Annotated in this window: 27 protein-coding genes, 2 tRNA genes and 1 rRNA gene; 11 read left to right on the top strand and 19 right to left on the bottom strand. The window is 68.5% G+C overall.

What is annotated here, in order from left to right:
* Positions 1-116 (bottom strand): 16S ribosomal RNA (locus ABGB01_RS22760); the annotation flags it as partial.
* Between the two features lie 581 nt (positions 117-697).
* On the opposite strand from ABGB01_RS22760, the gene ABGB01_RS22755 reads away from it, so the two are divergent.
* The 3 genes from ABGB01_RS22755 to ABGB01_RS22745 all read left to right on the top strand — a co-directional run bounded on the left by ABGB01_RS22755 (position 698) and on the right by ABGB01_RS22745 (position 1,605).
* Positions 698-1,099, top strand: a complete 402-nt coding sequence (locus ABGB01_RS22755; protein WP_347775539.1) for a hypothetical protein — start codon at positions 698-700, stop codon at positions 1,097-1,099.
* Between the two features lie 75 nt (positions 1,100-1,174).
* Positions 1,175-1,363 carry a hypothetical protein gene (locus ABGB01_RS22750; protein ID WP_347775538.1) on the top strand — a complete coding sequence of 63 codons (189 nt, stop codon included), beginning with the start codon at positions 1,175-1,177 and terminating at the stop codon, positions 1,361-1,363.
* A 5-nt stretch (positions 1,364-1,368) separates the two neighbouring features.
* Positions 1,369-1,605: a hypothetical protein gene (locus ABGB01_RS22745; RefSeq protein WP_347775537.1), complete on the top strand. Its 237-nt coding sequence runs from the start codon at positions 1,369-1,371 to the stop codon at positions 1,603-1,605.
* Positions 1,606-1,618: 13 nt separating this feature from the next.
* Here ABGB01_RS22745 and ABGB01_RS22740 read toward each other — a convergent pair whose 3' ends face one another.
* From ABGB01_RS22740 to ABGB01_RS22710, 7 genes are all read right to left on the bottom strand, one after another.
* The gene (locus ABGB01_RS22740) at positions 1,619-2,083 is read right to left on the bottom strand and encodes a group II truncated hemoglobin (RefSeq protein WP_347775536.1); all 465 of its coding nucleotides are present in this window, start codon (positions 2,081-2,083) and stop codon (positions 1,619-1,621) included.
* Between the two features lie 114 nt (positions 2,084-2,197).
* Positions 2,198-2,274 (bottom strand) — tRNA-Met (locus tag ABGB01_RS22735).
* Between the two features lie 107 nt (positions 2,275-2,381).
* Positions 2,382-2,458, bottom strand: a tRNA-Met gene (locus ABGB01_RS22730).
* Positions 2,459-2,512: 54 nt separating this feature from the next.
* Entirely contained in the window at positions 2,513-5,482 is a 2,970-nt protein-coding gene (locus ABGB01_RS22725; RefSeq protein WP_347775535.1) for a UPF0182 family protein, read from the bottom strand.
* Between the two features lie 128 nt (positions 5,483-5,610).
* Positions 5,611-6,657, bottom strand: a complete 1,047-nt coding sequence (locus ABGB01_RS22720; RefSeq protein WP_347775534.1) for a PDZ domain-containing protein — start codon at positions 6,655-6,657, stop codon at positions 5,611-5,613.
* A 10-nt stretch (positions 6,658-6,667) separates the two neighbouring features.
* On the bottom strand, positions 6,668-7,093 hold the full coding sequence (locus ABGB01_RS22715) for a molybdenum cofactor biosynthesis protein MoaE (RefSeq protein WP_347775533.1): 426 nt from the start codon (positions 7,091-7,093) through the stop codon (positions 6,668-6,670).
* 105 nt (positions 7,094-7,198) lie between these two features.
* Complete coding sequence (locus ABGB01_RS22710; RefSeq protein ID WP_347775551.1) at positions 7,199-8,272, bottom strand: NAD-dependent epimerase/dehydratase family protein; 1,074 nt, start codon at positions 8,270-8,272, stop codon at positions 7,199-7,201.
* A gap of 130 nt (positions 8,273-8,402) precedes the next feature.
* Between ABGB01_RS22710 and ABGB01_RS22705 the strand changes: the two genes are divergently transcribed.
* Genes ABGB01_RS22705 through ABGB01_RS22695 form a run of 3 tightly spaced genes read left to right on the top strand, consistent with a single transcriptional unit; the run spans position 8,403 to position 11,184 of the window.
* Complete coding sequence (locus tag ABGB01_RS22705; RefSeq protein ID WP_347775550.1) at positions 8,403-9,614, top strand: zinc-dependent metalloprotease; 1,212 nt, start codon at positions 8,403-8,405, stop codon at positions 9,612-9,614.
* On the top strand, positions 9,611-10,165 hold the full coding sequence (locus tag ABGB01_RS22700; protein ID WP_347775532.1) for an NUDIX domain-containing protein: 555 nt from the start codon (positions 9,611-9,613) through the stop codon (positions 10,163-10,165). Before ABGB01_RS22705 ends, ABGB01_RS22700 begins: the two co-directional genes overlap by 4 nt.
* 32 nt (positions 10,166-10,197) lie before the next feature.
* Positions 10,198-11,184, top strand: a complete 987-nt coding sequence (locus ABGB01_RS22695) for an endonuclease/exonuclease/phosphatase family protein (RefSeq protein WP_347775531.1) — start codon at positions 10,198-10,200, stop codon at positions 11,182-11,184.
* A gap of 1 nt (position 11,185) precedes the next feature.
* Here ABGB01_RS22695 and ABGB01_RS22690 read toward each other — a convergent pair whose 3' ends face one another.
* The 3 genes from ABGB01_RS22690 to ABGB01_RS22680 form a co-directional block, all read right to left on the bottom strand.
* Positions 11,186-11,770, bottom strand: coding sequence for a hypothetical protein (locus ABGB01_RS22690; protein WP_347775530.1), 585 nt, complete (start codon positions 11,768-11,770; stop codon positions 11,186-11,188).
* Positions 11,767-12,282 (bottom strand): M48 family metallopeptidase, encoded by a 516-nt coding sequence (locus ABGB01_RS22685; protein WP_347623147.1) that lies wholly within the window; start codon positions 12,280-12,282, stop codon positions 11,767-11,769. Before ABGB01_RS22685 ends, ABGB01_RS22690 begins: the two co-directional genes overlap by 4 nt.
* Before the next feature lie 67 nt (positions 12,283-12,349).
* On the bottom strand, positions 12,350-13,132 hold the full coding sequence (locus ABGB01_RS22680) for an enoyl-CoA hydratase-related protein (RefSeq protein ID WP_347775529.1): 783 nt from the start codon (positions 13,130-13,132) through the stop codon (positions 12,350-12,352).
* 240 nt (positions 13,133-13,372) lie between these two features.
* On the opposite strand from ABGB01_RS22680, the gene ABGB01_RS22675 reads away from it, so the two are divergent.
* The 3 genes from ABGB01_RS22675 to ABGB01_RS22665 all read left to right on the top strand — a co-directional run bounded on the left by ABGB01_RS22675 (position 13,373) and on the right by ABGB01_RS22665 (position 16,791).
* A complete protein-coding gene (locus ABGB01_RS22675; RefSeq protein WP_347775528.1) occupies positions 13,373-14,905 on the top strand; it encodes a thiamine biosynthesis protein ThiF in 1,533 nt (510 codons plus the stop codon).
* A 71-nt stretch (positions 14,906-14,976) separates the two neighbouring features.
* Complete coding sequence (locus ABGB01_RS22670; protein WP_347775549.1) at positions 14,977-16,311, top strand: AarF/UbiB family protein; 1,335 nt, start codon at positions 14,977-14,979, stop codon at positions 16,309-16,311.
* Between the two features lie 270 nt (positions 16,312-16,581).
* Positions 16,582-16,791 carry a hypothetical protein gene (locus ABGB01_RS22665; protein ID WP_347775527.1) on the top strand — a complete coding sequence of 70 codons (210 nt, stop codon included), beginning with the start codon at positions 16,582-16,584 and terminating at the stop codon, positions 16,789-16,791.
* Positions 16,792-17,386: 595 nt separating this feature from the next.
* Here the strand turns inward: ABGB01_RS22665 and ABGB01_RS22660 are convergent.
* The 7 genes from ABGB01_RS22660 to ABGB01_RS22630 form a co-directional block, all read right to left on the bottom strand.
* Positions 17,387-17,656 (bottom strand): WhiB family transcriptional regulator, encoded by a 270-nt coding sequence (locus tag ABGB01_RS22660; RefSeq protein WP_132333100.1) that lies wholly within the window; start codon positions 17,654-17,656, stop codon positions 17,387-17,389.
* A gap of 125 nt (positions 17,657-17,781) precedes the next feature.
* Positions 17,782-18,045 carry a hypothetical protein gene (locus tag ABGB01_RS22655; protein WP_347775526.1) on the bottom strand — a complete coding sequence of 88 codons (264 nt, stop codon included), beginning with the start codon at positions 18,043-18,045 and terminating at the stop codon, positions 17,782-17,784.
* Between the two features lie 159 nt (positions 18,046-18,204).
* Positions 18,205-19,074: an acyl-CoA thioesterase II gene (locus ABGB01_RS22650; protein ID WP_347775525.1), complete on the bottom strand. Its 870-nt coding sequence runs from the start codon at positions 19,072-19,074 to the stop codon at positions 18,205-18,207.
* A gap of 225 nt (positions 19,075-19,299) precedes the next feature.
* Positions 19,300-20,391: a winged helix DNA-binding domain-containing protein gene (locus tag ABGB01_RS22645; protein ID WP_347775524.1), complete on the bottom strand. Its 1,092-nt coding sequence runs from the start codon at positions 20,389-20,391 to the stop codon at positions 19,300-19,302.
* A gap of 4 nt (positions 20,392-20,395) precedes the next feature.
* Positions 20,396-20,545, bottom strand: a complete 150-nt coding sequence (locus ABGB01_RS22640; RefSeq protein WP_347775523.1) for a hypothetical protein — start codon at positions 20,543-20,545, stop codon at positions 20,396-20,398.
* Between the two features lie 296 nt (positions 20,546-20,841).
* Positions 20,842-21,426, bottom strand: a complete 585-nt coding sequence (locus ABGB01_RS22635; RefSeq protein WP_347775522.1) for a putative glycolipid-binding domain-containing protein — start codon at positions 21,424-21,426, stop codon at positions 20,842-20,844.
* 48 nt (positions 21,427-21,474) lie between these two features.
* Positions 21,475-23,514 carry an ATP-dependent DNA helicase UvrD2 gene (locus ABGB01_RS22630; protein WP_347775521.1) on the bottom strand — a complete coding sequence of 680 codons (2,040 nt, stop codon included), beginning with the start codon at positions 23,512-23,514 and terminating at the stop codon, positions 21,475-21,477.
* 346 nt (positions 23,515-23,860) lie between these two features.
* Here ABGB01_RS22630 and ABGB01_RS22625 point away from each other — a divergent pair, with 346 nt between their 5' ends.
* Both ABGB01_RS22625 and ABGB01_RS22620 read left to right on the top strand, forming a co-directional pair.
* A complete protein-coding gene (locus ABGB01_RS22625; protein ID WP_347775520.1) occupies positions 23,861-24,583 on the top strand; it encodes an alpha/beta hydrolase in 723 nt (240 codons plus the stop codon).
* A gap of 91 nt (positions 24,584-24,674) precedes the next feature.
* Entirely contained in the window at positions 24,675-24,923 is a 249-nt protein-coding gene (locus ABGB01_RS22620) for a mycoredoxin (protein ID WP_347775519.1), read from the top strand.
* On the opposite strand, the gene nudC is transcribed toward ABGB01_RS22620, so the two are convergent.
* Positions 24,924-25,898, bottom strand: coding sequence for an NAD(+) diphosphatase (gene nudC / locus ABGB01_RS22615; RefSeq protein WP_347775518.1), 975 nt, complete (start codon positions 25,896-25,898; stop codon positions 24,924-24,926).
* Between the last annotated feature and the right edge of the window lie 133 nt (positions 25,899-26,031).

Here is a 26,031-nt window from a genome sequence, read left to right as displayed (position 1 = left end):
CACGTGTTACTCACCCGTTCGCCGCTCGAGTACCCCGAAGGGCCTTTCCGCTCGACTTGCATGTGTTAAGCACGCCGCCAGCGTTCGTCCTGAGCCAGGATCAAACTCTCCAAAAAAGGTCTGAACCCAACTAACAAAAGGAATCCGTCTACCGGCATAAGCCGATATGACGGGGTTGTGCATCATGCACTGGCTTTTAACACACTGTTGAGTTCTCAAGAAACGCACGCGTTCATCCTCACCAAAACCCCGTGTCCGGGATCCTCGCTCGGAGGCGTTCATTTCGTTGTGTCTTAACTCTTTCAGCCGTTCAAGTCCCTGTCAAATTGACCGGACCTGCACAACCTGCGGGAATTAAGCGCCGCCCCCTTTCGGAGACAACCCCTCTAACTTACCAGCCCGTCCGAACCGGTGCGAAACCATGACGGACGACCATGAAGGTAGTGGGTTTTGCCGGGGATCTCCGAGGCTCCGAGGAACCTCCGGACCGCCCTGCGCGAAGCAACTCTAGCAGCCTGTGGCACCTACTTCGGCCCACTCAGGTATTCAGGAGGTTCTTCCCTCGCCAGCGGACACCCAAACCTTGCCGATGAACTCCCCTGGCGACCTCGCGGCGCAAGCCGACGGCAAGCCATCCGCAATCGCTCACCGCTACGAATGTACCTACGAGCAGACTGCGCTCTCGGAGGTGTCCGCCATGACCCGCTCGGAGTTCGACGACATCCGCGCCTTCCTCGCCGATGAGACGACCCAAGCCGGAGACCTGCTGAGCATCGCCAGGATGCTGATCGACGATCTCGAGCACTCCCGCATGCGCGAGGCCATCCTGCGCACCCACTACCTGCGCCTGCTGACGTCCGCGCGGGCGACCGTGGCCGCCGACGCCGCGCACGCGCCGGATCCCATGGCGTTCCTCAAGCACGAGCTGGCTGAACACGGCCAGTTGCCCCAGGGCGACGAGACCGTGCAACGCGTCCTTGCCGACGCCACGACGGCGGCCGCGTTGCTCGCGTGCCTGGAGGAGTCACCTCAGCGGCCCCATCGGCGCGGCGTGCGCCTGCGGCGCTGCGTCGGCACGGGCAGGGCGCTCCCCCGCTGAAGGGCCCCGGCGCAGTGACCCGATGACGACTCCCGGCATACCCGCCATTGGCGGACCGGCTGCGAGACTTCACATATGTGGCAGCGAGGGCTGAACTGGGCAGCAATCCTCCTCGTCGGGATATTCGGCCTGATGTGGGTCGGCATCGTTGTTTACGCCGATCACTTCTCGTCCCTGTGGATGCGCATCGTGCAAGTCGTCTTCGGGCTCCTGCTCCTCGGCTGGGCCGTGCAGAAGGCGATCGAAATGATCAATAAGGCCTGAGTGCCATGGACGACAACCTCTACGAGATCAGCCGGGACATGGGGGACGACCTCCAGCTGTCGATCATCGACATGTACCGGGACCGGCTGCCCTACCTGCACCGCATCGCCGAGATCGACGACGAGGTCTCACGGGGCATCTCGCGATGGGTCCGTGAAGAGGATTTCCGGGACTCCGACACGTACGTGAATCCGCTCGACGACCCGGACGCCTATGCCGAACCGGACGAGTGGAACCGGTGACCGCCCGACCGGCTCAAGGCTGGTACGGCGGAGCCACTCCCCACCCCCACTTTGGCACGGGCGCCTGCGGCGGAGGCTCCGCGCCCGGCTGGGAGTTCTGTACGGCCAGCCGGGTGCCCCACTCGATGTAGCCGGCGAACGCCGCCCTGAACTCCGGATCGTCCGGCAACCCCACCTCGTCGGCCGCGTCCATGAGCAGGCTGACCCACCTGCGGCGTTGCGGCTCTGTGATCGCCCTGCTCAGGTGGTGACGGAGCATGTTGGGGTATCCACCGCGCTCCTTGGTGTAGCGGTCAGGGCCACCGAAGACCTCGCTGAGCCACATCGCCACATGTTTCGGATGATCGGCATCCATGTGTGCGAACAGCGGCCCAATCAGGTCATCCTTGACGACGCTGCGGTAGAACGTCTCGGTCAGCCGCTCGAAGGCGTCGACTCCGCCGGCCCATTCGTAGATCGTGGGAACTGCTTCTGACATGTAATCATGTAATCACGGCGTGGATCACAGGACAAGGCAGACCGTGAACACCAGTTATCGGAGAAACGAAAAAGTCCCCGGCCACCGGGTGATCCGGTGGCCGGGGACTTTCTTTGGTAGCGGGGACAGGATTTGAACCTGCGACCTCTGGGTTATGAGCCCAGCGAGCTACCGAACTGCTCCACCCCGCGTCGGTGTGTTGCTAACTACTATACAGCCTTCAGAGGAGTGCCTGTGACGGTCATACTCTGAAAAGATCAAAGGCTCGGATCCGTTTCCGAATCCCGAGCCTCTGGCCTGGTAGCGGGGACAGGATTTGAACCTGCGACCTCTGGGTTATGAGCCCAGCGAGCTACCGAACTGCTCCACCCCGCGTCGTCTTGCTTTGTAAGCGTATCGGCGGCGCGGGGTGGGCGCAAATTGATTGCGCTAAGAGGTGCCTCCCGCCTGTGATCCGGTGGGTGACGGCGCGACTGAAGGTGGTGCGGAGGCCGGCGGCGAGCTTGTGCCGGTAGGCGTCGCAGACGGCGTGGCCGAGGGCGATGGGCTCGGAGTGCCCGTGGGCGCCGGCTCTTGCTTGTTGGCCCCTTCCAGCGTCTTCAGGGCCTCTTCCAGCCGCTTCTGTGCGTCGCCGTAGGCGTCCCAGTCGGGCGGGCTCGCCTGCAGGGCCTTCTGCGCGTCGTCGTACGCCTTCTTCGCGTTGGCGATCGCCGAGTTGAGCGCCGTGTTGGCCTGGTTGGGCTGGGTCTGTTGCTCGTTCTCCTGCGGTTGTTGCTGTTGCTGTTGCTCGCCGCCGAAGACCTCTTGCAGCGCCTCCTCCAGCGTGCGGGCCACACCGATCTTGGAGCCGAACGACACCAGGATGCGCTGCAGGATCGGGTAGGGCTCCTGACCGCCGCCCGCGGCCACCTGGATGTAGACCGGTTCGACGTAGACCAGGCCGCCCGCGTACGGGAGCGTCAGCAGGTTGCCATAACGCACCGACGACGCGCCGACGCCCAGCAGGTTGAGCTCACCCGCGAAACGGCTCTGGAAGGCGTTTTGTGCCTGGCCGGGACCGGGGATGGGCGTGCTGGACGGCATGCGGAGGATGCGCATCCGGCCGTAGCCGGAACCGGACGACGAGTCGACCGCCATGAACGCCGCCAGGTTGGGCCCCTGCCGTGGCACGAAGGTCGTCGTCAGCGAGAACGTCGGCGTGCCGCCCGGCATCGTGGTGGTCAGGTAGTAGGGCGGCTGCTTGACGTTCTGCTCTCCCTGCGTGGGGTCGTTGGGGACGTTCCAGAAGTCCTGGCCGCTGTAGAAGGCGGCAGGGTCGGTGATGTGGTAGCGCGAGAGTGTGTAGCGCTGCACCTTGAACAGGTCTTCCGGGTAGCGCACGTGGCTGCGCAGGTCGGCGCTCATCTCCGAGGCCGGGCGGACGACGCCGGGGAAGGCGTTGCTCCAGGTCTTGAGCACCGGGTCGTTGTTGTCCCAGGCGTAGAGCTTGACCGTGCCGTCGTAGGCGTCGACCGTGGCCTTGACGGAGTTGCGGATGTAGTTGATCTGGTCACGCGGCTGCTGGGCGATCACGCGACGGTCGGTGGACGTGTCGCGCGTCATGTCGCCGAGGCTCTCGCTCTGAGAGTAGGGGTAGTCGTTGGACGTCGTGTAGCCGTCGAGGATCCAGGTGACACGCCCGTCGACGATCGCCGGGTAGGGGTTGCCGTCGAGCTTGAGGAACGGCGCGACCTGCTCGACCCTGTCACGCGGGTGACGGACGTAAAGAATCTTGGAGTTGTCGTTGATGTCGCCCGACAGCAGGATGTTCGCCTCGCTGTACTTGGCGGCGTAGAGGAGCCGGTTGATGAACGAGCCGACGGGCACTCCGCCCTTGCCGGTGTAGGTGGTGTTCTTCTGGCCCGTGCCGCCCGTCTCCGGGTAGTCGAGCTCCTGCGGGTTGTTGGGGTTGCCGCCGGCGATGACGTATTCGGAGGACGATGGGTCCTCGCCGAAGTAGATGCGCGATTCCTTGAGCTTGGCGCTGTTCACCAGTGGGCCCGTGACCGGCATGTCCTTGGCGTCGTAGGCGGGCAGGCCGCTGGAGTCGACCTGGTTGCCGGGCGCGGCGACGAAGCCGTAGCCGTGGGTGTAGACCAGGGCCCGGTTGATCCAGTTGTTCTGGTCCTGGGGCGGGCTGGTCAGCTCGCGCACGCCCACGATGTGGTCGGTCAGCTTGCCCGTGCTGTCGGGATAGCGGTCGACGTCGAGCGTGTCGGCGAAGCTGTAGAAGCCTCGGATGCGCTGGGTCTGCTCGTACGTCGAGGACACGAGCGCCGGATCGAGCAGCCGCACGCCGGAGACGGAGGCGTCGCCGTTGCTTTCGACCTTGGCCGGGTCTGCCTGCGCGTTGTAGGTCTCGACCTCGGTCTTGTCGACGTTGTACGCCTCTCGCGTGGCCTGGATGTTGCGCTGGATGTAAGGGGACTCCTTGCCCTGCTGGTTGGGCTTGACCTGGAACTGCTCGACCAGCGCCGGGTAGACGCCGCCGATCAGGACGGCCGAGAGCACGAGCAGGCCCGCGGAGACCCCGGGCAGCATGCCGCCGGGCCGGAACACACCGGCGAAGAACAGGGCGGCGCAGATCAGTGCGATGATCGCGAGGATGGTCTTGGCCGGCAGGACGGCGTTGACGTCGGTGTAGGAGGCGCCGTCCACGAATCCGCGGTCAGAGAAGACCAGGCCGTAGCGGTCGACAAAGTAAGCGACGGCCTTGAGCAGCAGGAAGACGCCCAGCAGCACGGACAGGTGCGTGCGGGCGGCCCTGGAGGCGTGGACGCCGGGCGACTGCAGGCGGAACCCGCCGTAGAGGTAGTGGGTGATCGCCGCGAGGATGATGGAGATGATCACCGCGGTGAACAGGAAGTTCAGCGCCATCCGGATGAACGGATAGTCGAACATGAAGAACGAGATGTCCATCTGGAACAGCGGGTCCTGCCTGCCGAAGGCCTCGCCGTTGATGAACTTCAGCCACGTCTGCCACTGGCCGGCGAACGAGGAGCCGGAGAAGAGCGCGAGCAGCGCCATGCCGACGATGAAGATGAGTTTGCGGTGGGGGTCGAGCGCCATGCGGTAGCGGTCGGCGCCGCTGCTCCCGCCGAACACCGCGGGCCCGAACATCGGCCGCATCCGAAAGGCCAGCAACATGTTGCCGCCGGCGATGCCGACCATCAGCGCCGCTCCGACCAGGAACAGCACGATTTGGGTCAGCAGGACAGTGGTGAAGACCGACGTGTAGTTCGTCGCGTCGAACCACAGGTAGTCGGTGTAAAAACCAGAGAAGAGAAAGAACAGGGCAACGATCACCACAAGGGCGATCGCCACCGGCAGAAGCAGTCGCGGTCGGCGGGGCAAGCGCATCGCCCGGCCGGCTCCTGGGGTCCGGAAGCTCAAGGCCAACCCCTCGTCGTCATGGAAATCGGTCCGTGTCTGGCAACCTACACCGCTGTGCCAGCCCTATGACTAACGCATGGGCCTTGCCGAAAGTTTCATCCAGCGTCACAAGCGGGCACGTTGCCCTTACCCGTGCGCAGTGCGTCCAGCGCCAGCACCGCGTTGTGCAGAGTGTCGGCCTTGACCAGCCGGAGCCCGTCAGGGACGGCTTTCATGGCCTCGGCGCAGTTGTCGGCGGGCGTCAGGAAGACGATGGCGCCCGATTCCTTCGCCCCGACCATCTTCTGGGCGATGCCGCCGATCGCCCCGACCTCGCCCGTCGGCTGGATGGTGCCGGTGCCGGCGATCCGCTTGCCCCCGGTGAGCTCGCCAGGCGTGAGCTTGTCGAGTATGCCGAGCGAGAACATCAGCCCGGCACTGGGCCCGCCGACGTCGCCCACGTTGATGTCGACGTCGAACGGGAACTTGAACGTGGCCTGCATCAGCACGCCCACCAGGGTCTGCCCCTCAGGGCCCGCGATCGTCGGCACGGTGACGTCGAGCTTCGTCCCGTTCCTGGTGACGTTGAAGACGACCTTCTGGCCCGGCTTGTGGGCCTTGACCGCGTCGCCCACGACATCGACGTTTTTCGCCGGCTTGCCGTCGACGGAGTTGATCTCGTCGCCCTTGCGCAGCTTGCCCTCGGCGGGCTTGCCCTTCTCCGTGGACACGACCGACACGACCATGTTGTAGGGGATCTTGAGCTCGTTGAGCGCGGCGGCCGTGGCCGAGTCTTGCGAGTTGGACATCTCGACCGTGTTTTCCTCCTCGACCTCCTTGGGGTCACGGTCGGGAGCGAAGATGGTCTCCTGCGGGACCACCGCGACGGTCGGATCGATCCAGCCGCGCAACGCGGTCAACAGGTCGATCTGGGCGGCAGGGCCGCCTTGATAAGCGACCGTGACCAGGCTCAAAGCGCCCTTGGTGGGATAGGTCTGCCGCCCTTTGATCGAGATCACGGGCTTCTTGTCGACCTCGCCGATGGTGTTCTCCGTCGGGCCGGGGCTCAGCACGACGTAGGGGACCTTCTGGAGCGCGCCCACCACACCGAGCGCGAGCACGAGAAACCCCGACAGCAGCAGGGTCAGGGCGCGTCGCGACATGGTGGAAAGCCTATTCGCCGGCACCGACCCATTCGGCCTCGCCGTCAGCGAATGACTGGTGTTTCCAGATCGGGACGTGCGCCTTCAGCTCGTCGATCAGCCGGCGCGAGGCCTTGAACGCCTCGTCACGATGCGGCGCGGCCACCGCGACGATCACGGCCGTGTCGCCCAGCGCCAGGTCGCCCACGCGGTGGACGGCGGCCAGCGCCGTCACCGGGAAGTCTGCGGCCACCTTCTCGGCCACCTGCCGCAGCTCGGCCTCGGCCGAGGGGTGCGCCGAATAGGAGAGCCGGGTCACCGGCTTTCCCTGGTCCTGCTCGCGGACGGTGCCCACGAAGATCGTGGTGCCGCCGGCGGCGTGGTCGCCCACGGCGGCCAGCACCTCGTCCACGGACAGCGGGGTCTCACGAATGCCGAGCAACCGGATGACGTCCACGGAAAGAGACTACCAACAAGAAATCTGCCCGCCGGCCTGCCGCTCTAATGTCGTGCCTGGTCAGGGACGTTGCGGCAGATCACCTGGGAGTTTTCGCACCGGCCTTCACTGCCGCCTCTTCTTCCGCACCTGGCGAACGATAGCGGCGGTGCCGATCACGGCGACGGTGGCGCCGGCGGCGGTGAGCGTCGCCTCCTTGACGGGCAGGCGCCTGCCGACCACGGTCGTCCTGTTCTCGCGCAGCTCCAGAAGCTGCTCGAACGCCGCCTCGTTCGTCCACGTCGGCTTCCAGCCCGCCTCGCGCAGCGCCGTGCAGTCGACCACCCACGGGTAGACGACGTAGTGCAGGTCGGTCGCGGGCGCCGGGGTGATGCCGAGCCGGTGCAGGCGCTGCGCCGTGCCGAACGTCAGCCCCGCGGGCAGCTCGAACCTGCGGATGCCGGACATCTCCTCGACCTGCTCCTGCTCCATCCACCCGTCGCACCCGACCGCCACCACGCCCGTGACGGCTCCGCGCGCCGCCAGCTCCAGCGCCGAGAGCAGGTCGTCGATGTGGCAGAACTGCCAGTGAGGGCTGCAGCCCTTCACGGTCAGCAGCCTGGGCGACTCGAAGTGACGGGTGATCACCGTGTCGACGCCGGGGCCGACCACCGCGGCCGGGCGCAGCACGGTCACCTCGAGGCCGGGATGGCTGCGCAGCGACCTGCGTACGAGCGACTCGATCTCCAGGAAGTCGCCGACGACGCCGGTGTCGGGCTCTGCCGTGACCGGGGCGTCCTCGGGCAGGGGCACCTCGTTGTCGGGCGCGGCGCCGTACACCATTGCGCTCGTGACCAGCACCACGCGGCGGACGCGCGCCGCGGCGCAGGCCGTCAGCACGGTCTGGGCGGCGCGCAGGTTGTAGGCGCGCCGCTCGCCGGGGTCGGAGTCGACGGTGTAGTCGCCGGCCAGATGAACGAGGACGTCTATGTCGGAGATCCGGTTCGCCAAGAGCGGATCTCGTACGTCGAGCACTCTCCAGGTGGCCTCACCGACGTCGCCGCGCTGCTCGTCAATGGCCACCACCCTGCGGAAATCCGCAGCGGATACGAGCCTAACGAGCAGCTCGCGGCCGAGGCCGGAGGCCGCGCCGGTGATGGCTACGACGGGTTGACGCGGGCGTTTCGAGGTAGGCACCAGGTCCTCACTTTGCACTGATCCGCCGTAGGACGACTAACGTGGCGGATGTGGACTCCTCCATCCTGCACGAGGTAGAGCGGTGACTGACCTGCCAGGTCGCGAAAACGACCCTAACGAGAACCCGTTCGCCATGTTCGGCAACCCTGAGCAGATGGCTCAGGCAATGCGCCAGTTCGCCGACATGTTGTCGGCGCCGCAGGGTTCAGGCCCTGTCAACTGGGACATGGCCAAGAACATCGCCCGGCACTCCGTGGCCGCCGAGGGCGATCCGAGCGTCATGGAAGGCGAGCGCCGTCAGATCGTCGAGGCGCTCAGCCTGGCCGACCTGTGGCTGAACGAAGCGACGACGCTGCCCAGCGGCGTGTCCAATCCGCAGGCCTGGAGCCGGTCCGAGTGGATCGAGAACACGATCCCGATCTGGCGAAAGCTTTGCGAGCCCATCGCCGAACGCATGGTCGAGACCATGGGCGGCGCGCTCGGAGGCTCGGGGCTGCCTCCCGAGGCCCAGCAGATGGCCGGGCCGTTGATGGGCATGCTCAAGCAGATGGGCGGCATGATGGTCGGCCAGCAGATCGGGCAGGCGATCGGCTCGCTGGCCCGCGAGGTGATCGGCACCACGGACATCGGGCTGCCCCTGTCCGACACGGCGGCGCTGCTGCCCGGCGGCATCGCGTCGTTCAGCGAGGGCCTCGAGGTGCCGTCCGACGAGATCAGGCTCTACCTGGCGCTGCGCGAGGCGGCGCACCACCGGCTGTTCCAGCATGTTCCGTGGCTGCGCTCGCACCTGCTCGGCGCGGTCGAGGAATACGCCAGGGGGATCACCGTCGACACCTCTGCCCTCGAAGAGCAGATCCGCGGTCTCGACATCAACAACCCCGAGGCCATCCAGGAGGCGCTCAGCGGGGGCAACCTGCTCAAGCCCGAGGAGACCGAGCGGCAGAAGGCCGCCCTGGCGCGGCTGGAGACCATGCTCGCCCTGGTCGAGGGTTGGGTGGCCACCGTGGTCGACCAGGCCGCCCAGGGCAAGCTGCCCTCCGCCGTGGCCCTGGCGGAGACCGTGCGCAGGCGGCGCGCCACAGGCGGTCCCGCCGAGCTCACGTTCGGCACCCTGGTGGGGCTGGAGCTGCGGCCCAGGCGCCTGCGCGAGGCGGCCGCGCTGTGGCGCGCGCTGGAGAGCGAGCGGGGGGTCGACGGGCGCGACGGGCTGTGGTCACACCCCGACCTGATGCCGACGGCCGAGGACCTCGACGACCCCGAGGCGTTCGTACGCGGTGAGCAGGCCTGGGACATCTCCCAGCTGGAGGCCAAGCCGGACGACGAGGGCGAGGGCGACAAGAGTTGAGCCTGCACCGCGACGCCGTGGCGGTGCTGTCCGGCTGGACGGCGCCCACGCCCGAGGAAGAGGCGCTGCGCACGGAGTTTCTCGAGCACCTTCGCACCCACGACGACGCGATGACGCGCGCCTGCGTGCCGGGGCATCTGACGGCGACGACGGCCGTGCTGTCGCACGACGGCTCCCAGGTGCTGCTCACCCTGCATCCGAAGGCCAAGATGTGGCTGCCGATGGGTGGCCACTGTGAGATCTCCGACATGTCGCTCGCCGACGTGGCGCTGCGGGAGGCATGGGAGGAGTCGGGGATCTCCGGGCTCGAGTTGCTGCCGGGGCCGCTCGCCGTCGACAGGCACGTCGTGTGGTGCCATCCGCCGCACAGCTGGCATCTCGACGTCGAATACGCCGCCGTGGCCCCCGAAGGGGCAGAGGCCGTGATCAGCGAGGAGTCGCTCGACCTGCGCTGGTTTCCTGTCGACGAGATCCCCGAGCTGTCCGACGAGGCGACGCGGCGACTGGCCGCGCGCGGACGGGACGCGCTCGGCTCGCGAGCACTTGGCTAGAGTCCTCTTGGGTCGTTCCAAAGGGGGCTTGCGTGGAGACTTCCGCCGTCGGCGGCACGATCGTGGTGCCGGTCCGTAAACGACGCAAGTTTCCGGCGACGGCGTTCACCTGGCTGGCCGTGACCCCGTTCGCCGCCTGGGCCGTCGCCCGGGTGGCCGGGCTGGAGCGCGGGTCACTGCCCACACAGCTCATGACCGCGACCCCGTACGCGGCGGCGGGCTCGCTGATCCCGCTGCTGATCGCCGCGGTCGGGCGCAGGCGAGCCGCGACCGCCGTCGCGCTGCTCGCCACGACCGCGCTCGGCTTCAGCGTGCTGCCCAGGGCGCTGGGCACCGCGGACGCCACGGCGGGCCGGCCGCTCAAGGTCATGACGATCAACATGTTGTTCGGCAGGGCCGACGTGGCGACGATCATGCGGCTCGTACGCGAGTTCGAGCCCGACGTGCTGAGCACGCAGGAGCTGACCCCGGGGGCCATCTCCGATCTGGACGCGGCCGGGCTCAAGGAGATCATGCCGCACCGGGTGCTGGAAGCCGAGTGGAGCGCCGGGGGCAGCGGGCTCTACTCCAAGCACCCGATGCAGGAGCTGCCCGACGTGATGCCGGAGATCGGGCACCGCATGCCGGCCGCGCTGGTCTCGCTGCCCGGCGGGCCGCCGATCGAGTTCGTCGACGCGCATCCCTATCCGCCGCTCGGCCGTAACTACGCCGACTGGAACGAGGCGTTGGAGGCGTTTCCCTCCGCATCACGCGAGCGGGTGCGGATCCTGGCGGGCGACTTCAACGCCTCGCTCGACCACGCGCCCATGCGATCGTTGCTGGCACGCGGCTACAAAGACGCGGCCGACCAGGTGGGGGCCGGGCTGATCCCCACGTGGCCGGCCAACAAGCGGGTGCCGCCGATCATCACGATCGACCACGTGCTGGTCGATCAGCGGGTCGGGGTCAAGGAGGTCAGCGTGCACGACGTGCCGGGCACCGACCATCGTGCCCTGCTGGCCGAGCTCACCGTGCCCTGAGTCAGCGCGCGGAGATCAGAGCTCGCGTGTTGTCCCAGCCTTCGAGGCCGGGGTCGAGGCGTTCGACGTCGCCTCGGGTGCGCAGGCGGTGCCAGCCGGGGGTGGTGGCGACCCTGCGCGGCCCTGGAGCCTGGGCGCGCAACGTGGCCACCACGTCGGGGTCGTCGAGGTCGGGGTCGGCCCAGCCGGGTGCGGGAAGCGCGCAGGCCAGTGCCACGGCTCCGCCGCGCTCCGCGGGGCAGATCGTGATCTCGGCCCTGCCCAGCTCCCTGAACAACTTTCCGACCAGCAGCGGAGGAAGATCGGGGGCGTCCGCGGCGATCACGGCGGCCTGGTCGGCGTCCAGGCGGGCGAGGATGCTCTTCAGCGGCTCGTCCTCGTCGACCACGATGACCTGGGTGCCCGGCCAGACGATCGCGTCGAGCTCGGGCACGCTGGTGATCAGGACCGGGGTGACGAGCTCCAGCCCGGCGACCATCTCGTAGGTGTCTTCGGCCACCGCCTCGAGGAACATCGCCGGGTCGACGCCCGGGGGCGCCGCCTGCGACATGCGCCGTCGTGCCAGGACCGCGGCTATGCGCGTCAACACTCCTCCGGTGCCGTGTGGGCCGCGGCGGAGAATCCCTCAAGGAACCCGCGCGCCCGCTCCGCCTTCGGATACTGTTCTACCAGCGCCCAGAACTTGGGGCCGTGGCTGGGCACCAGCAGGTGCACCAGCTCGTGGATGATCACGTAGTTGATGACCCATTCCGGCAGGCCCTTGAGTCGCGTCGAGATCCTGATCGTGCCGTTCTCCGGGGTGCACGAGCCCCACCGGTGCTGCTGGTTGTCGACCCAGCGCACGCTCACGGGATCGGGCTTGCCGTCGAGATATCTGGCCGAGAGCTCCTTGGCCCGTTCGAGGAGAGCCTCGTCCGTCGGCCGTCGCCGGCGCTCTTTCGCGGCCAGCCGATCCAGCATCCGGCTCACCCATTCATCCGCGTCTTCGCCGCTCAGCCAGGCGGGCAGGAGCACGATCGTCTTGTCACCGTCGCGGTAGGCGGAGACCGTACGCCTGCGACGAGAACTGCGACGAACCTCGACTGTCTCGGGGGGCACATATGCACGGTAGCCGAGACTGACGAAATTCCACAGAGGGTGGACGTTGTTTCTGCTGGTCAGATGATTAAGAGCCGGTGAATTTGGGCATGCGCCTTTCCCGATGCGCGGCCAGCCCCTCGATCATGTCGGACGATGCCATGGTCACCGGCTGTGCCAGGGATTCCCACCTCAGCGCGGCTTCCAGGTCTTGATGGTCTTGGTTCAGGGCTACTTTCGTGAGTCTTGTGGCTATAGGTGCGTTCTTCGCGATCTTCCCGGCGATGGACCGTACTTCCGACATAAGGTCATCTTTGGGGAAAGATTCATTTACTAGTCCTTTAACCGCCGCTTCCGCACCTGTCACCGTACGGCCGGCCAGGAGCATCTCCCGTGCCAGGCCCGTGCCCGCCCTCCTGGGAAGCAAATGCGTGGCCGCCATACCGGGATGAAGGCCGAGCGACGTGAACGGGGCCAGCAGCTTGGCGTCGGCGGCGGCGTACACGAGGTCACAGGCCAGCGCCACGCACAGCCCCGCGCCGACGGCGGGGCCGTTGACGGCGGCGATCGTGGGGACCTCGAGCTCCGTGACCATGAGCCAGGTGCGGTAGAAGTCGAGCATGCGGTCGCGCAACAACGGCACCGCCTCCGCGCCGCGATCGCCGATCCACGACAGGTCGCCGCCGGAGGAGAACGCGGTGCCCGCCCCGGTGATCACGACGCAGCGGGCGTCGCGGTCCTTGGCCAGCGACGACATCGTGGCGCGCCATTGGGCGGTCATGGCGTCGGTCATGGCGTTGCGCATGTCGGGGCGGTTGAGGGTGATGAGGACGACTCCGTCGTCATGGCGATCAACCAGGAGCTCGGTCATGCCGGGAAGCGTAACCCGGCCCGCCCGTCATGCCACAGGCCGTCCCCCGGCCCACGCGTTCGGCCCACGCGTTCGCACGCGCGTGTCCCGCCGAGCCGGGCTGTTCTGCTTCGAGATGAGCCTGCTCCGGGAACGGGCTGAAGCGGCGCGTTATCCACAGTTGCTCCGGCAGCTCCGTGGTTATCCACAGCCACGGACGAATCCGCACGGGATCTTGCCGTCGCGTGCGAGCCTCCCGCCATGAGGCCACGTGTGAAGCCCGCCCTCCGGCGTATCGTCCGCGACGAGCACACCCTCCAGTTCGGTGTGCACCCCCTCAGGGCCGTCATGCTGAGCGGTCTGACCCGCCCGGTCCGCGCATGGATCGAGAGTCTCGACGGCACTCGCGATCTGGAGCGGGTCCTGCGCGAGGCGGCCCGCGCAGGACTTGAAGAAGACCGAGCCCGTTCCCTGCTCGACCAGCTCACCTTGCAAGGAGCCCTCCACGACGCCTCCGCCGGCCCTGGCGCCCTTCGTGACCTCCCGCTGGCCGAGCGAGACCGTCTGCGGCCGGATCTCGACGCCCTCGATCTGGCATCGACCTCGCCGGAAGGCGGGATCGCCGTGCTGGAGCGGCGCAGGGACAAGCGGGTGCGGGTCTACGGGGCCGGGCGGGTGGGGGCGCAGGTCGTGGCGCTGCTCGCGGGCGCCGGGGTGGGCACCGTCCGGGTGTTCGATCCGGGCGTCGTCCGGCCGGGCGACATCACACCGGGCGGTCTGACGTGGGCAGAGCTGGGCCTGACCCGCGAGGCCGGCGCGGTCACGGTCGCCAGAAGGCTCACCTCCGGCGGCCGCACGCCACCCGTCCCCGCGCCCGCTCCACCTTCCGAAACACCCTCCGCCACCGCTCACCGCCGATCGTCGTCCACGACTTGGGGTCAGGGGTCACGCGAAGCTGGTCCATCCGTGGCTCCCGCGCCCTCCGCCCCGGCGGCGCGGTCACGGCCCGTCGTCCCGTCATCTCCCGCGCCAGGAACGACCCGGCCATCCCGGGCGGTCCCCGATGCCGACCGCCCGCGCCGCCGCAGCCCCAACGGCGGCCGGCCATCCCAGCCCGACCACGACGCCGAGTCCGACCGCCCGTCCCGGTCTTTGGGAGTCGCCGCGCCCTCGTCCGGTTCTCGGTCTGAGTCGCCGGCGTCCGTGGGCGGGCGAGGGGTTCGTCGACCGCCTGCTCGGGACGCCGGGCCTCGGCCGGCCAGGGCGGGGTCGCCTGGGCAAGGGGAGGTCGCGCCGTCCGTCAACGCCTTGGCGGGAGGCCCGTATCTGGGGGACACCACGGATCGGCCCGACCTGGTCGTCCTGGCGCCGGTCGGCCCGCTCGACGGGGTGCTGGTCAACGAACTGACCGCGCTGCGCATCCCGCATCTCCTGGTGTCGGCCTTCGAGGGCCATGGCATTGTCGGTCCGCTGGTCCTGCCCGGAGAGAGCGCGTGCCTGCACTGTCTCGACCTGACCCGGCGCGACCACGACCCGGCTTGGCCTATCGTCACTGCGAGGCTGGGTGGTTATCCACCCGGCGAGATCGCCTGCGACTCGACGCTGGCCGCCCTGGTCGCAGCCGCGGCGACCGGCCACGCGCTGGCTCATCTCGATGGCCGGGAGTCCGCTGTGACCAACGGCACAATGGACGTAACCCCTGATTGGCGTTGGAAAAGGCGGTCTTGGACCATTCACCCGCAATGTCGTTGTATGCGAAACAATCCTTATTCGCTAAGAATGGTCATGGCATGACAACCGCGACTGACGTGCTCAGGGACGACCACGAAGGGGGGAAGCGGATCTTTCGAGGTTCGCGCATGAGTGTGAGCGATCTTCCACGCCGTGCCGTCACGCGCTCCGCCAAGCTGGCCGCCCTTCCGCTCAGTTTCGCGGGCCGCACCGCTCTGGGGCTGGGCAAACGCCTCGGCGGCAAGTCCGCCGAGATCGTGGCGCAGGAGGTGCAGCAGCGTACTGCCGAGCAGGTTTTCAAGGTCCTGGGCGAGCTCAAGGGCGGAGCGATGAAGCTCGGGCAGGCGCTGTCGATCTTCGAGGCGGCGCTGCCGCAGGAGATCGCCGGCCCCTACCGTGCCACGCTGACCAAACTGCAGGACGCCGCTCCCCCGCTTCCCACCTCCACGGTTCACACCGTGCTCACGGAACAACTGGGTGACGACTGGCGGCAGCACTTCCTGTCCTTCGACGACCAGCCGACGGCCGCCGCCTCCATCGGCCAGGTGCACCGGGCCGTGTGGCACGACGGCCGCGACGTGGCCGTCAAGATCCAGTATCCGGGGGCGGGCAAGGCGCTGCTCGGCGACTTCGCGCAGCTGGCACGCCTGGGCAAGGTGTTCGGGACGCTGCTGCCCGGCCTCGACATGAAGGCCGTGCTGAGCGAACTGCGGGAGCGGATCGCCGAGGAACTCGACTATCTCAGGGAGGCCGAGGCTCAGCACGCGTTCGCGTTGGAGTTCGAAGGCGACCCCGACTTCCACGTCCCCGACGTCGTCGCGGCTAACGAGATGGTGCTGGTCAGCGAGTGGATGGACGGCACACCGCTGTCCCGGATCATCGCCGAGGGCACGAAGGAACAGCGCGACCGGGCAGGCCTGCTCCTCGTGCGTTTCCTCTTCTGCTCCCCCGCGCGCGTCGGCATGCTGCACGCCGACCCCCACCCCGGCAACTTCCGCATGCTCGACAACGGCAAGCTCGGCGTTCTCGACTTCGGCGCGGTCAACCGCCTGCCCGACGGCTACCCCAAGTCGTTCGGCCAGCTGACCCGAATCTTCAACCAGGGCGACATGGAAACCGTCATGCGGGGCCTGCGCAAGGAGGGCTTCATCCGCGAGGACATCCAGATCGACCCCGACGCGTTGCGGGCCTTCCTCGCCCCCTATGTCGAGCCGACCGCGGTGGAGGAATTCACGTTCAGCCGGGAGTGGTTGCAGGCGCAGGTCGCCAGCGTCACGGACCTCCGTCCCACCAACGTGGTCCGCCAGCTCAACCTGCCGACGTCGTACGTGCTCATCCACCGGGTCCATGCGGCGGGCGTGGGTGTTCTGTGCCAGTTGGGCGCCACAGCACGCTTCCGCGACGAGGTGATCCGCTGGGTTCCCGGTTTCGCCGACGACCCCGATGACGAGGCCCTGGCCATCGGTTGACCGCTGCCGATCCCAGCCTGGCTCGGCGACGCCGTCTTTCTGCTGCGGGGAATCCGCGCCAGGTCGACCAGGATCGATGTGCGCCTGGCCTGGATCGAACGGGTTTGCTGACTGGACACAATCTGGCCGGGACCGGGCGGGGTGACAGGTCACGGGTCAACGAGGTGCCTGGCCGGGCTGGTAGATGAGGATTCGACGTTCGCTCTATCGCAGCTTGACTACTGTATGTAATTATTTGAATGCAGAGAGTCATAGCTTGGAAGGACCTTCATGGATGGATCCGCGCGTCTCCTAACGGTTACCGCCTTCGCGGCGGCGGGCCTGCTCTCCGCCGCCCCCGCGGCGAACGCTGTCGTCGGCCCGGCGGCCATCGCCGGCTGCCTCGCCTCCAGCGTCGGCGAGCTCACCACCGTGGTCGACCCGTCGGCGCCGGGCGTGCCCGCCGAGATCCCCGCCGTACACTGCCTGGCCGGCCCCTGACCGGTCCCGTGCCTTGAGGAGAGGCACGCAGAGATCGTGGCGAGTGATCCCGCGGCCCCGTTGGATCACTCGGCGCGCGCGAGGCACGCGACGCCCTGCACCCCTGACCCCGGCGTCCGACACCGTGCCCCGCGATGTGGCAGAGCTGCCCAGCGGTGCCGTCCCGCGAGGTCCGACCGTCCGCACGGATCACCGGGAGGCCCTTGCTGGGCAGCTCGTCGTTGCGGATGAGATCCCTCGCAGGGCAAGGCGAGGCCCGTGGGGCAACGTCTCGGGGCAAATGGAAGAGCCGGGCGCTGGACGCGCCCGGCTCTCATTGGCTGGAGCTCAAGGAGAGATCCTGCGCCGGCGGCAGGATCTCCCCGATCAGAACGGGTGGCTCATGGCCCTGCGGAGGCGGTCGTTCGCCCGCCTGACCCCACGCCTGGCCCGCTCCACGCGACGGAGGCGCGCGATGAGGCGTTGCTCCTCCGCCTCTCGATGAAGCGTTTGTATTCGGTCATTCACCAACTCATGGATGAGATCCGGCACTGCGAGGCTCCTCGTTGACTGAGTGATCATCACGTTGCGCTTTCTTGCTCGTAGGTGCGGTGTTTCAGGCAGCGACCGGGTGCTTGCGGGGACGCCCGCGCGGACGCTTGCGAGGAATGATGGTTCCCCTGAGGATGAGCTCGCCGCCCCAGACGCCCCAAGGCTCCTCGCGCTCGAGCGCACGAGCCAGGCAGGCCTTCTGGATCGGGCAGCCGCCGCAGAGCGCCTTGGCGAACTCCACGTCCTCCGGCGACTCGGCGAACCACAGGTCAGGGTCGGTACGACAGGGGATCTCGGCTTCGTCGATCAGGTCCATGATCGTCTTCGCCCCCATCTGCTTTCTCCTTTGATCGATCTCTTGATCTTGTTCGGGCACCTCGTGGGTGGTCGGGGATCACGGACAAACAAGAAGGCCGCGGATCCTGTCTGCGGATCCGCGGCCTGGTGGGGCATTCCCGGTCAGGTTATGACCGGGGTATCCCGCCAGGGATGCGGACCGCGCAGTCCACCCTTGGTGAGCTGGTTGGCCGGCAGTTCGATACGAGCGGTGTAGACAGGAGCTGCCTGTGCGGCGGCAGCGCCGAAGTGGGCGTGCGCATAGGCGGCGGCCTGGCTACGGACAGACTTCTCCTGCCGGAACTTCGTGGGACCATCGACGAGTCTCACCGAGTCACGGCACGCGGAGGCGAGCCACGTCGTGGCTGGCATCTTGATGCTGATCACAGTGACTCTCCTCCCTCTGAGATCGTCGGAACAGGACTGTCCGACTCGCTTGACCAAGACCCTAAACCGGGAACCCAGGAACCGGCAACATATTTTCTACCTGCGATTTCGTTACATTCCACAGGCTCTGCGGCCCGCCGATGGGCAGGCGATTCGGGCCTATTTCGTCTGGCGGATCATCGCCTCCTGGACGACCGAGACCACGAGCTCGCCGGAGGCGTTGAACATCTCGCCCCGCGCGAGGCCCCGCGCCCTCCCCGACCATGGGGACTCCTGCGCGTAGAGCAGCCAGTCGTCGGCCCGGAAGGGTCTGTGAAACCACATGGCGTGATCCAGCGAGGCGCCGACGATGTCCGAGACTCCCCAGGCCATGCCGTGCGCCAGCAGTATCGTGTCGACCAGCGTGAAGTCGGAGGCGTACGCGGCCAGCACGACGTGCAGCAGCGGGTCGTCGGGCAACTCGGCGTCATAGCGGAACCACACGTTCGTCTCGGCGCTGCGCAGCTCGGGGTTCTGGTACGCCTCCCACGTGAGCGGCGAGGCGTAGCGCGCGTCGACCGGGCGCGGGCGTGACAACCAGTCGCGCAAATCAGGATGATCGGCGACCAGCTCGTACATCCTGTCCTTGAACGTGGGAAGCGTCTCGGGGTCCGGCACCACCGGCATCACGGACGCCTGGTGCGCCACGCCCTCCTCGGCGACGTGGAACGACGCCGACATCGTGAAGATCGCCTTGCCGTGCTGGACCGCCACGATGCGCCGGGTGGTGAACGAACGACCGTCGCGGAGGCGGTCGACGTTGTAGACGATCGGGATGGACGGGTCGCCCGGGCGGATGAAGTAGGCGTGGAGGGAGTGCACGTTGCGGTCTTTGGGCACCGTACGGCCGGCCGCCACCAGAGCCTGGGCCGCGACCTGACCGCCGAAGACGCGCTGAATGCGCTCTTCCGGGCTTCTGCCCCGGAAGATGTCCAGCTCGATCTGCTCAAGGTCGAGCAGGTCCAGCAACTCCTTCAGCGCCTCGTTCACGTGTCGGTCCCCTTCGCTTCTCCGGTCGTCGGGACAAGTGTGACGTGCCGCTTGGTTCAGGCCACAAGGGGGGCTGGCTTGTCTGATGATTTCGTGCCCCGGTTTCACCGGGGTTACGGGTCAGCCGACATTTCGGACGCTTCGCCGGTGAGTCCCGGGCCGCGACTGCCATCGGCGTCGGGTCCTCTCGTCGTGCGCGCGACCCGCGGAGGGTCGGGTGCCCCCCTAGGCGGCGATCTGTACGCGGTGGTAGTCGCCGTCGGACAGGAACGCCGCCAGCGCCTGCCCCTGCTCGGCGACGGCGTCGCGGTCGGCCCGGGAAAAGGGGCGCAGCGGGGTGACGTGCACGGTGTCGTCCTTGACGGTCCAGGTCGCGGCGACCCGGCCGTCGACCAGGACCACACGCTCGCCGGCCACGGAAAGGCCACGGTGGGCGTCGTCGACGATACGGCTGCGGTCGTGATAGCCGAGGAGCGCGTTGTCGAAGGCCGGCAGGAACCGGATCGGGGCTGGTGTGCCGGGATCGGGGCGCGGTGCGTCGGGGAGGTCCAGGAGTTCCCGGCCTTTCTCGTCGCGGAAGCTGATCAGCTCGCCGCGTATCGCGGAGACGGCGGCCGGCAGTCCGGCCAGGCCGGACCATGCGCGTAGGTCGGCGGTGGCGGCCGGGCCGAACGCGGCGAGGTAGCGGCGTACCAGCGCTTGGCCCGCGGGGTCGGAGCCGTCCGTTGCGGGTGGGTGGATGTCGCGGCCCAGCCAGGAGGAGATGGGAACGTTGCGCACTCCGGCCTTCGCGCGCCAGAGCCCGCGTGGCGGGAGCTGCACCATCGGGATGAGGGCGGCGACCAGCATCTCTCCCAGCGGCCGCGGACCCGGCTCCGGCCAGCGGTCGGCGACCGCCCGCGCGAGCTCGGACATCGAGCGGGGCTGGTCGTCGGCCATCACCTCGAGCCCGGCCGCGGCGAGCTCGTCGAGATCGACCCCGGCGAGCTGACTCCGGTAGGTCCCGAGCACCCGCTGGCGCAGCATGGCGTTGTGGCGGGCCCGCCAGGACAGGACGTCCTCGGCGGTCACGAGGTGGACGGTACGGCGCATGAGATGGGTACGCACCACGCTGCGCCGTACCAGCAGGTCCGAGAGCACCGCCGGGTCGAACGCGCGCAGCCGCGACCACAGCCCGACGAACGGTTCTTGCGGCTCCTGGGCCTGCAGGCCGCAAAGGTGCTCGACCGCCTCGAGGACCGGCAGGTCGGCGCGGTCGAGCAGCAACTGCCGGGCCAGCGTCGCGCGGTTGAGCGCCCTGGTGTCGAGAACGGTCATCGGATCACCATGCATCGACGCGCTCGCCGGCCGGTCTGCGGCGTGGCTCGCGATGCGTGTCGGCCGAGACGTCGGCGGTTTCGATGACGTTGACCCCCGTGGCCCGGTGTGTGGAGTCGTTGTGGTCGGGGATGCCGACCTGGCCGACCATCATGGTGCCCAGGCAGTACGTGGCCGGCCTGGATTCCAGGACGGCCCAGCGTGCGCGTCCCCATACCCTGCTCCCTTTCCTGGCTCGTTCCGGCCCGCCACGCCGGAGGCGTAGGCCCCGTCGTTCGGTTCCCGGAGATCACCCTCGCAGGAGTAGCGGACAAGTTGTGGCCGCTTCGGGCATCCGGCCCACGACTCTCGCGACGGCGCGTCCAGCTCTCGGGGCAAGCCCTCGCCGCCTGCTTCGCCGGGCCGTTGCTTGAGCATCCGTCCTGGACGCCGGGGACCGCCTCGCCGAGCTCACAGAGCCCTGGCGGCCAGACCGGGGTAGTCGAGGACGAGCCCTGACGCGTCGTAGACCAGGCGGCAGGTGAAGCCGAAGACCGGCGCTTCGTAGTCGTAACGCTGTCCCTGGCCGTCGCCGGCGACCCGGACGTAGCGCTGGTCGAGGCGCTCGACGGTGAGATCGGCGGCGCGGACGTACGCGGCCGGGGCGCCGGCTCCCCCGCCCACGGCCAGGCGTATCCGGTGCACGGGGAACGTGTTGGTCACCGCCGACGACTCCAGATCCACGTCCAGGCAGCCGTCCAGGTGAGAGGCCGGCACGCCGTCGATCCGCCAGCCGCCGTCACCGTCGCCCTCCAGGACGGCGTGCCGGGGCCCGGCCGCCGATCGGCTTCTGATCTCCGCACGCCGGGTGACCCAGTCGCGGTCCACGTCGATCGCGTAGTCGACCGCCCAGGCCACCCCGTCCTCGACGGCCGTCGTGCAGCCCTCGACGCGGTGCCCGCCTCCGCCCGTCGGACGGAAGTAGACCACCTCGAAGCCGGTGCGCGCGCCGAGGTGTCGCCAGGCGGCGGCCTCCGGCGGCGGTGCGAAGGTCATGGACATGATCGTGTCAGCTCCTGGTGACCGAAGCGAAGCCTGGAGTGGTCAGGGGTGGCGGCAGAGGTCGAGGACGGCTTCGCCGTAGCGGTCGAACTTGACCTTGCCGATGCCCGCGATCGACAGCAGTTGTTGCTCCGTCTCAGGCGCGCGTTCCGCGATCGCCTGGAGGGTGACGTCCGTGAAGACGACGTACGGCGGGATCTTGGCTTCCTTGGCCGTGGCCGTACGCCAGGCCTTCAGGCGTTCGAGGAGGGCCTCGTCGTAGTCGGCGGGACAGGTCGAGCAGCGGCCGAGTTTCTGTTCGGCGGCCGCCACCAGCGTCTTCGCGCAGACGCGGCAGCTGACCGGCGCGGCCACCTGGCGGCGTTCGCGGGACGGCGACGCGACGCGGGCCGGGGCGGAGGCGCGGCCGGTGAGGCCGTCGAGGAATCGGGAGGGGCGGCGGCTCTTGCGCCCGCCCGGCGCGCGGGCGAGGGCCCAGGACAGGGAGAGGTGTTCGCGGGCTCGGGTGATGCCGACGTAGAGGAGGCGGCGTTCCTCCTCGATCTGGTCGGAAGTTTCCGCGTAGATGATGGGCAACATGCCGTCGGTCAGGCCGACCAGGAAGACGGCGTCCCATTCCAGGCCTTTGGCGGCGTGGAGTGAGGCGAGGGTGACACCTTCGACGGGCGGGGCGTGCTGCTCGGAGGCGCGGCGTTCGAGCTCGGCCACGAACGTGGGCAGGTCGGCGCCCTCGGCGGCCATGTCCTCGGCGAGGTCGGCCAGGGCTTTCAGCGACTCCCACTTCTCCCGGGCCTTGCCGCCTCCGGAGGGGGGCGTGGGGGTCAAGCCGATGCCGGCGAGGATGTGGTGGACCTCGGAGGCCAGGGGTTCGCCGGCCGCGGAGCGGGCGGCGCCGCGCAGGAGGACGACCGCCTGGCGCACCTCGGGCCGTTCGAAGAAGCGCTCGGCGCCGCGCAGGACGTAGGGGATCTCGGCCTTGGACAGGGCCTCCTCGTAGGCCTCGGACTGGGAGTTGACGCGGAAGAGCACGGCCATCTCGCGCGAGGGCACGCCCTTGTCGAGGAGCTTCCTGATGGCCCTGGCCACGCCCGCGGCCTCGGCGGGCTCGTCGTCGTAGTCGGCGAACGCCGGCTTGGGGCCGTCGGGGCGCTGGGCGACGAGTTCGAGGCGGTGGGGGGACCTGCCCTTGGCGATGACGAGGTTGGCCAGGTCGACCACCTGGGGGGTGGAGCGGTAGTCGCGCACCAGCTTGATGACGGCGGCCTCCGGGTGCTCCACCGCGAACCCGGTGAGGTAGCGGGGGCTGGCGCCGGTGAAGGAGTAGATGGTCTGGTTGGGGTCGCCGACCACGCAGATGTCGTCGCGCCCGCCGAGCCAGGTGTCGAGCAGGAGCTTCTGCAGCGGGTTGACGTCCTGGTATTCGTCGACGACGAAGTAGCGGTACTGCTGGCGGATCTGGGCCGCCACCTCCTGGTGCTCGGTCATCACGGCCGCGGTCAGCTCGAGAATGGTCTCGAAGTCGACCAGGTGGCGCTCCCGCCTGATCTGCTCGTACGTGTCGTAGAGGCGGGCCACCTCCTCGGCCGGCACGGGAGGGGTGCGGTGGTGTTTGGCCGCGGCCGCGACGTAGTCTTCCGGGCCGATCTGGGTGACCTTGGCCCATTCGACCTCGGCGGCGATGTCTCGCAGCTCGGACCGGTCGGGATTTCTCCGGACCTGTCGGCAGGCCTCCACCAGCACCGGCAGCTTCGACTCGATCACCGAAGGCGCCTCGCCGCCGATGACCCGCGGCCAGAAGTAGGTGAGCTGGCGCAGCGCCGCCGCGTGGAAGGTGCGCGCCTGCACCCCGGGCGCGCCCAGCGTGCGCAGGCGCTGGCGCAGCTCGCCCGCCGCGCGCGTGGTGAACGTCACAGCCAGGACGCTCCGCGCCTCGACGACGCCGCTGCGGACCGCGTGCGCGATACGGTGGGTGATCGCCCTGGTCTTGCCCGTGCCCGCGCCCGCCAGCACGCACACCGGCCCCCGCACGGCCTCGGCGACCGCCCGCTGCTCGGGATCGAGACCGATCAGAACGTCATCCACGTTGTTCACCGTTGTTCACCCGTACATATTCCCAAGGAGTGGCGGCCATGCGCTTTATTCTGGCAACATGCCTGCCGGCGTATGTTCATAGCCAACAAGATGCAAACTACTGGTCTCTTCCCCCACAATGGGGCCGACCATCTGCATGGGGGAAAGGAAGGCCGTGCGAACTGCGGTCACTGTGGGTGCTCTGACGCTCGCTGCCGTTGTGCTCACACCGGTCGTCGCCGCGAATGCGACCAGGGAGCCCACACCCGGCCCTACGGTGAGTAATCCCCTGAATCCGGATGGGCTCGGGGGCCTCGCGTTAGAAACCGTCGCGTACGGCCGCCACAAGCGCCAGAGCATGGACGTGTGGTGGACCCCCGACGGCATGGAGCGCCCGGGTGTCTTCCTGATCCACGGCGGTTGGTGGTCCAGCGGCGACAAGAGATACATGAAGGAGATCACGCGGAGCTACGCCGAGCTCGGCTACACGGTCTTCAACCTCAACTACCGCCTGTCCGGCGACGCCGCCTGGCCGGCGCAGCGCACCGACGCGCTGGCCGCGATCGCGACGGCCCGCAAGCACGCCGACAGGTGGGCGTTCGACCCGAGCAACTACGTGGTGGTCGGCTTCTCCGCCGGCGGCCACATCGCGGCCGCCGTCGGCACCTACGGCGACGGCATCGCCGGCCTCAAGGGCGTGGTGGGCCTGTCGCCGATCATCTCGCCGCTGCGCGCCTACGCCGACGGCGCGAAGGCCATCGAGCGGAACAAGCGCAAGCTGCGCACCGCCGCCATCCGCCTGGCGGGCGACTGCCATCCCAAGGGCAAGTGCTCGCGCGTGTGGGCCAGCATGGAGGTGGCCTGGCACGCCAGCCGTAAGGACGCGCCGGTGCTGGCCGTGCACTCGAAGGACGAGTTCGTGCCGCCGGTGCAGAGCCAGCTGCTCAAGCAGATGCTGGGCCAGGTCGGAGTCCCCGTGACGGTCTACGCCGTGCCGGGCGGCAACCACAGCTCCCCCCTCTACCGCATGCCCGGCGTGGCCGAGCGCGTGCAGGCCTGGATCGCCGAGCGCATCGGCTAGACGGCCGGGGATCAGGCGACCGGGATTAAGCCGCAGGGCCGCGTTGTTGCACCGAGCGCCTGTCTTCCTGACCTTGGAGGGATTTCCCAACATGGCGCTCACGGTCTACAGCACCACGTGGTGCGGCCCCTGCAAGCGGCTCAAGTCTCAGCTGACCCGCGAGGGCATCAGCTACGACGAAGTCGACATCGAGCGTGACCCCGCCGCCGCGGAGTTCGTGATGAGCGTCAACAACGGCAACCAGGTGGTGCCGACCGTCGTGATCGACACCCCGGGCGGCCGCATCGTGCGCACCAACCCGTCGGCCATCGAGGTCAAGGCCCTGCTCGCGCCCGCCTGATCACCAGTCGCCGGTCAGCTCGCCGCCGTACCACGTCTCGATCAGGCGGCGGGCTATCGACACCGGCGGCGGCAGGCGCAGCTCGCCCGAGTCGAGCGCCCGCACCAGCTCCTCACGGGAGAACCAGTGCGCCTCGGCGATCTCCTCGGCGTCGGGTGTCAGGGTGGTCGTCGTGGCGTCGGCGAAGAAACCGAGCATGAGGCTGCGCGGGAACGGCCACGGCTGGCTGCCGAGGTAGCGCGCGTTGACGACGGTGATGCCGACCTCCTCCGCCACCTCGCGCGCGACGGCGGCCTCCAGCGACTCGCCCGGCTCGACGAACCCCGCCAGGATCGACAGGCGGCCCTGCGGCCACTGCGGCCCGCGGGCGAGCAGGCAGCGGTCGTCGGGGTCGCGGATCAGCATGATCACGGCCGGGTCGACGCGCGGGAAGTGCTGGCTGGAGTCCTGCGGGCAGACGCGGATGTGGCCGCCCGCCTGGATCGTGGTGCGGGCGCCGCAGCGCGGGCAGAACTCGTGGGTCGCGTGCCAGGCCTCCAGCGCCACGGCGTAGACCAGCAGGCCCGCGTCGCGGTCGCCGAGCAGGCCGCCCGCCTGGCGCAGCCCGGCCGGCACCGGCACGCCCTCGGGCGTGTCACGCAGGCTCATCGGGACGGTCACGCGGCCGTTGCCGTCGCCTCCGGAGACGCCGGGCAGCGGCGCGGCGACCGCGAAGTAGGCGGCTCCGCCCTCCACGCCGAGGAGATAGCGCGGCCCCGGGGGCGCCTCCGCGGTGGTGAAGAGCACCGCCTGCACCTCATCTCCCTGCCGGCGCACCAGCGTGTGACCGTTGTCGATCACCAGCACCCTGGTCGCCGGATCCGACCACGCCTGCTCCAGCCGGCGTTCGTCGGCCCGCAGCAGCACGGATCTGTCGACGGTGCCCCGCGCCAGAAGCAGTGGTCCGATGAGTTGCTCTTCCGCGGTCGTCTCCACTGATCGTCCCCTCCCGAATTCCATGTCATCCTATGACCTCGCAGTTGGCGGCCGATTAACGTATCCGGGCGACGCGATGATCTCTCTGAGCTACGATCGATGAGTTAGGTAAGGCTTACCTGATTCTTCTGGG

This window comes from Nonomuraea sp. B5E05, assembly GCF_039880665.1.
In the GTDB taxonomy this organism is placed as follows: Bacteria; Actinomycetota; Actinomycetes; order Streptosporangiales; family Streptosporangiaceae; genus Nonomuraea.
Note: the sequence above shows the minus strand (reverse complement) of the source record. Positions and strands in the feature narration are given on the sequence as shown.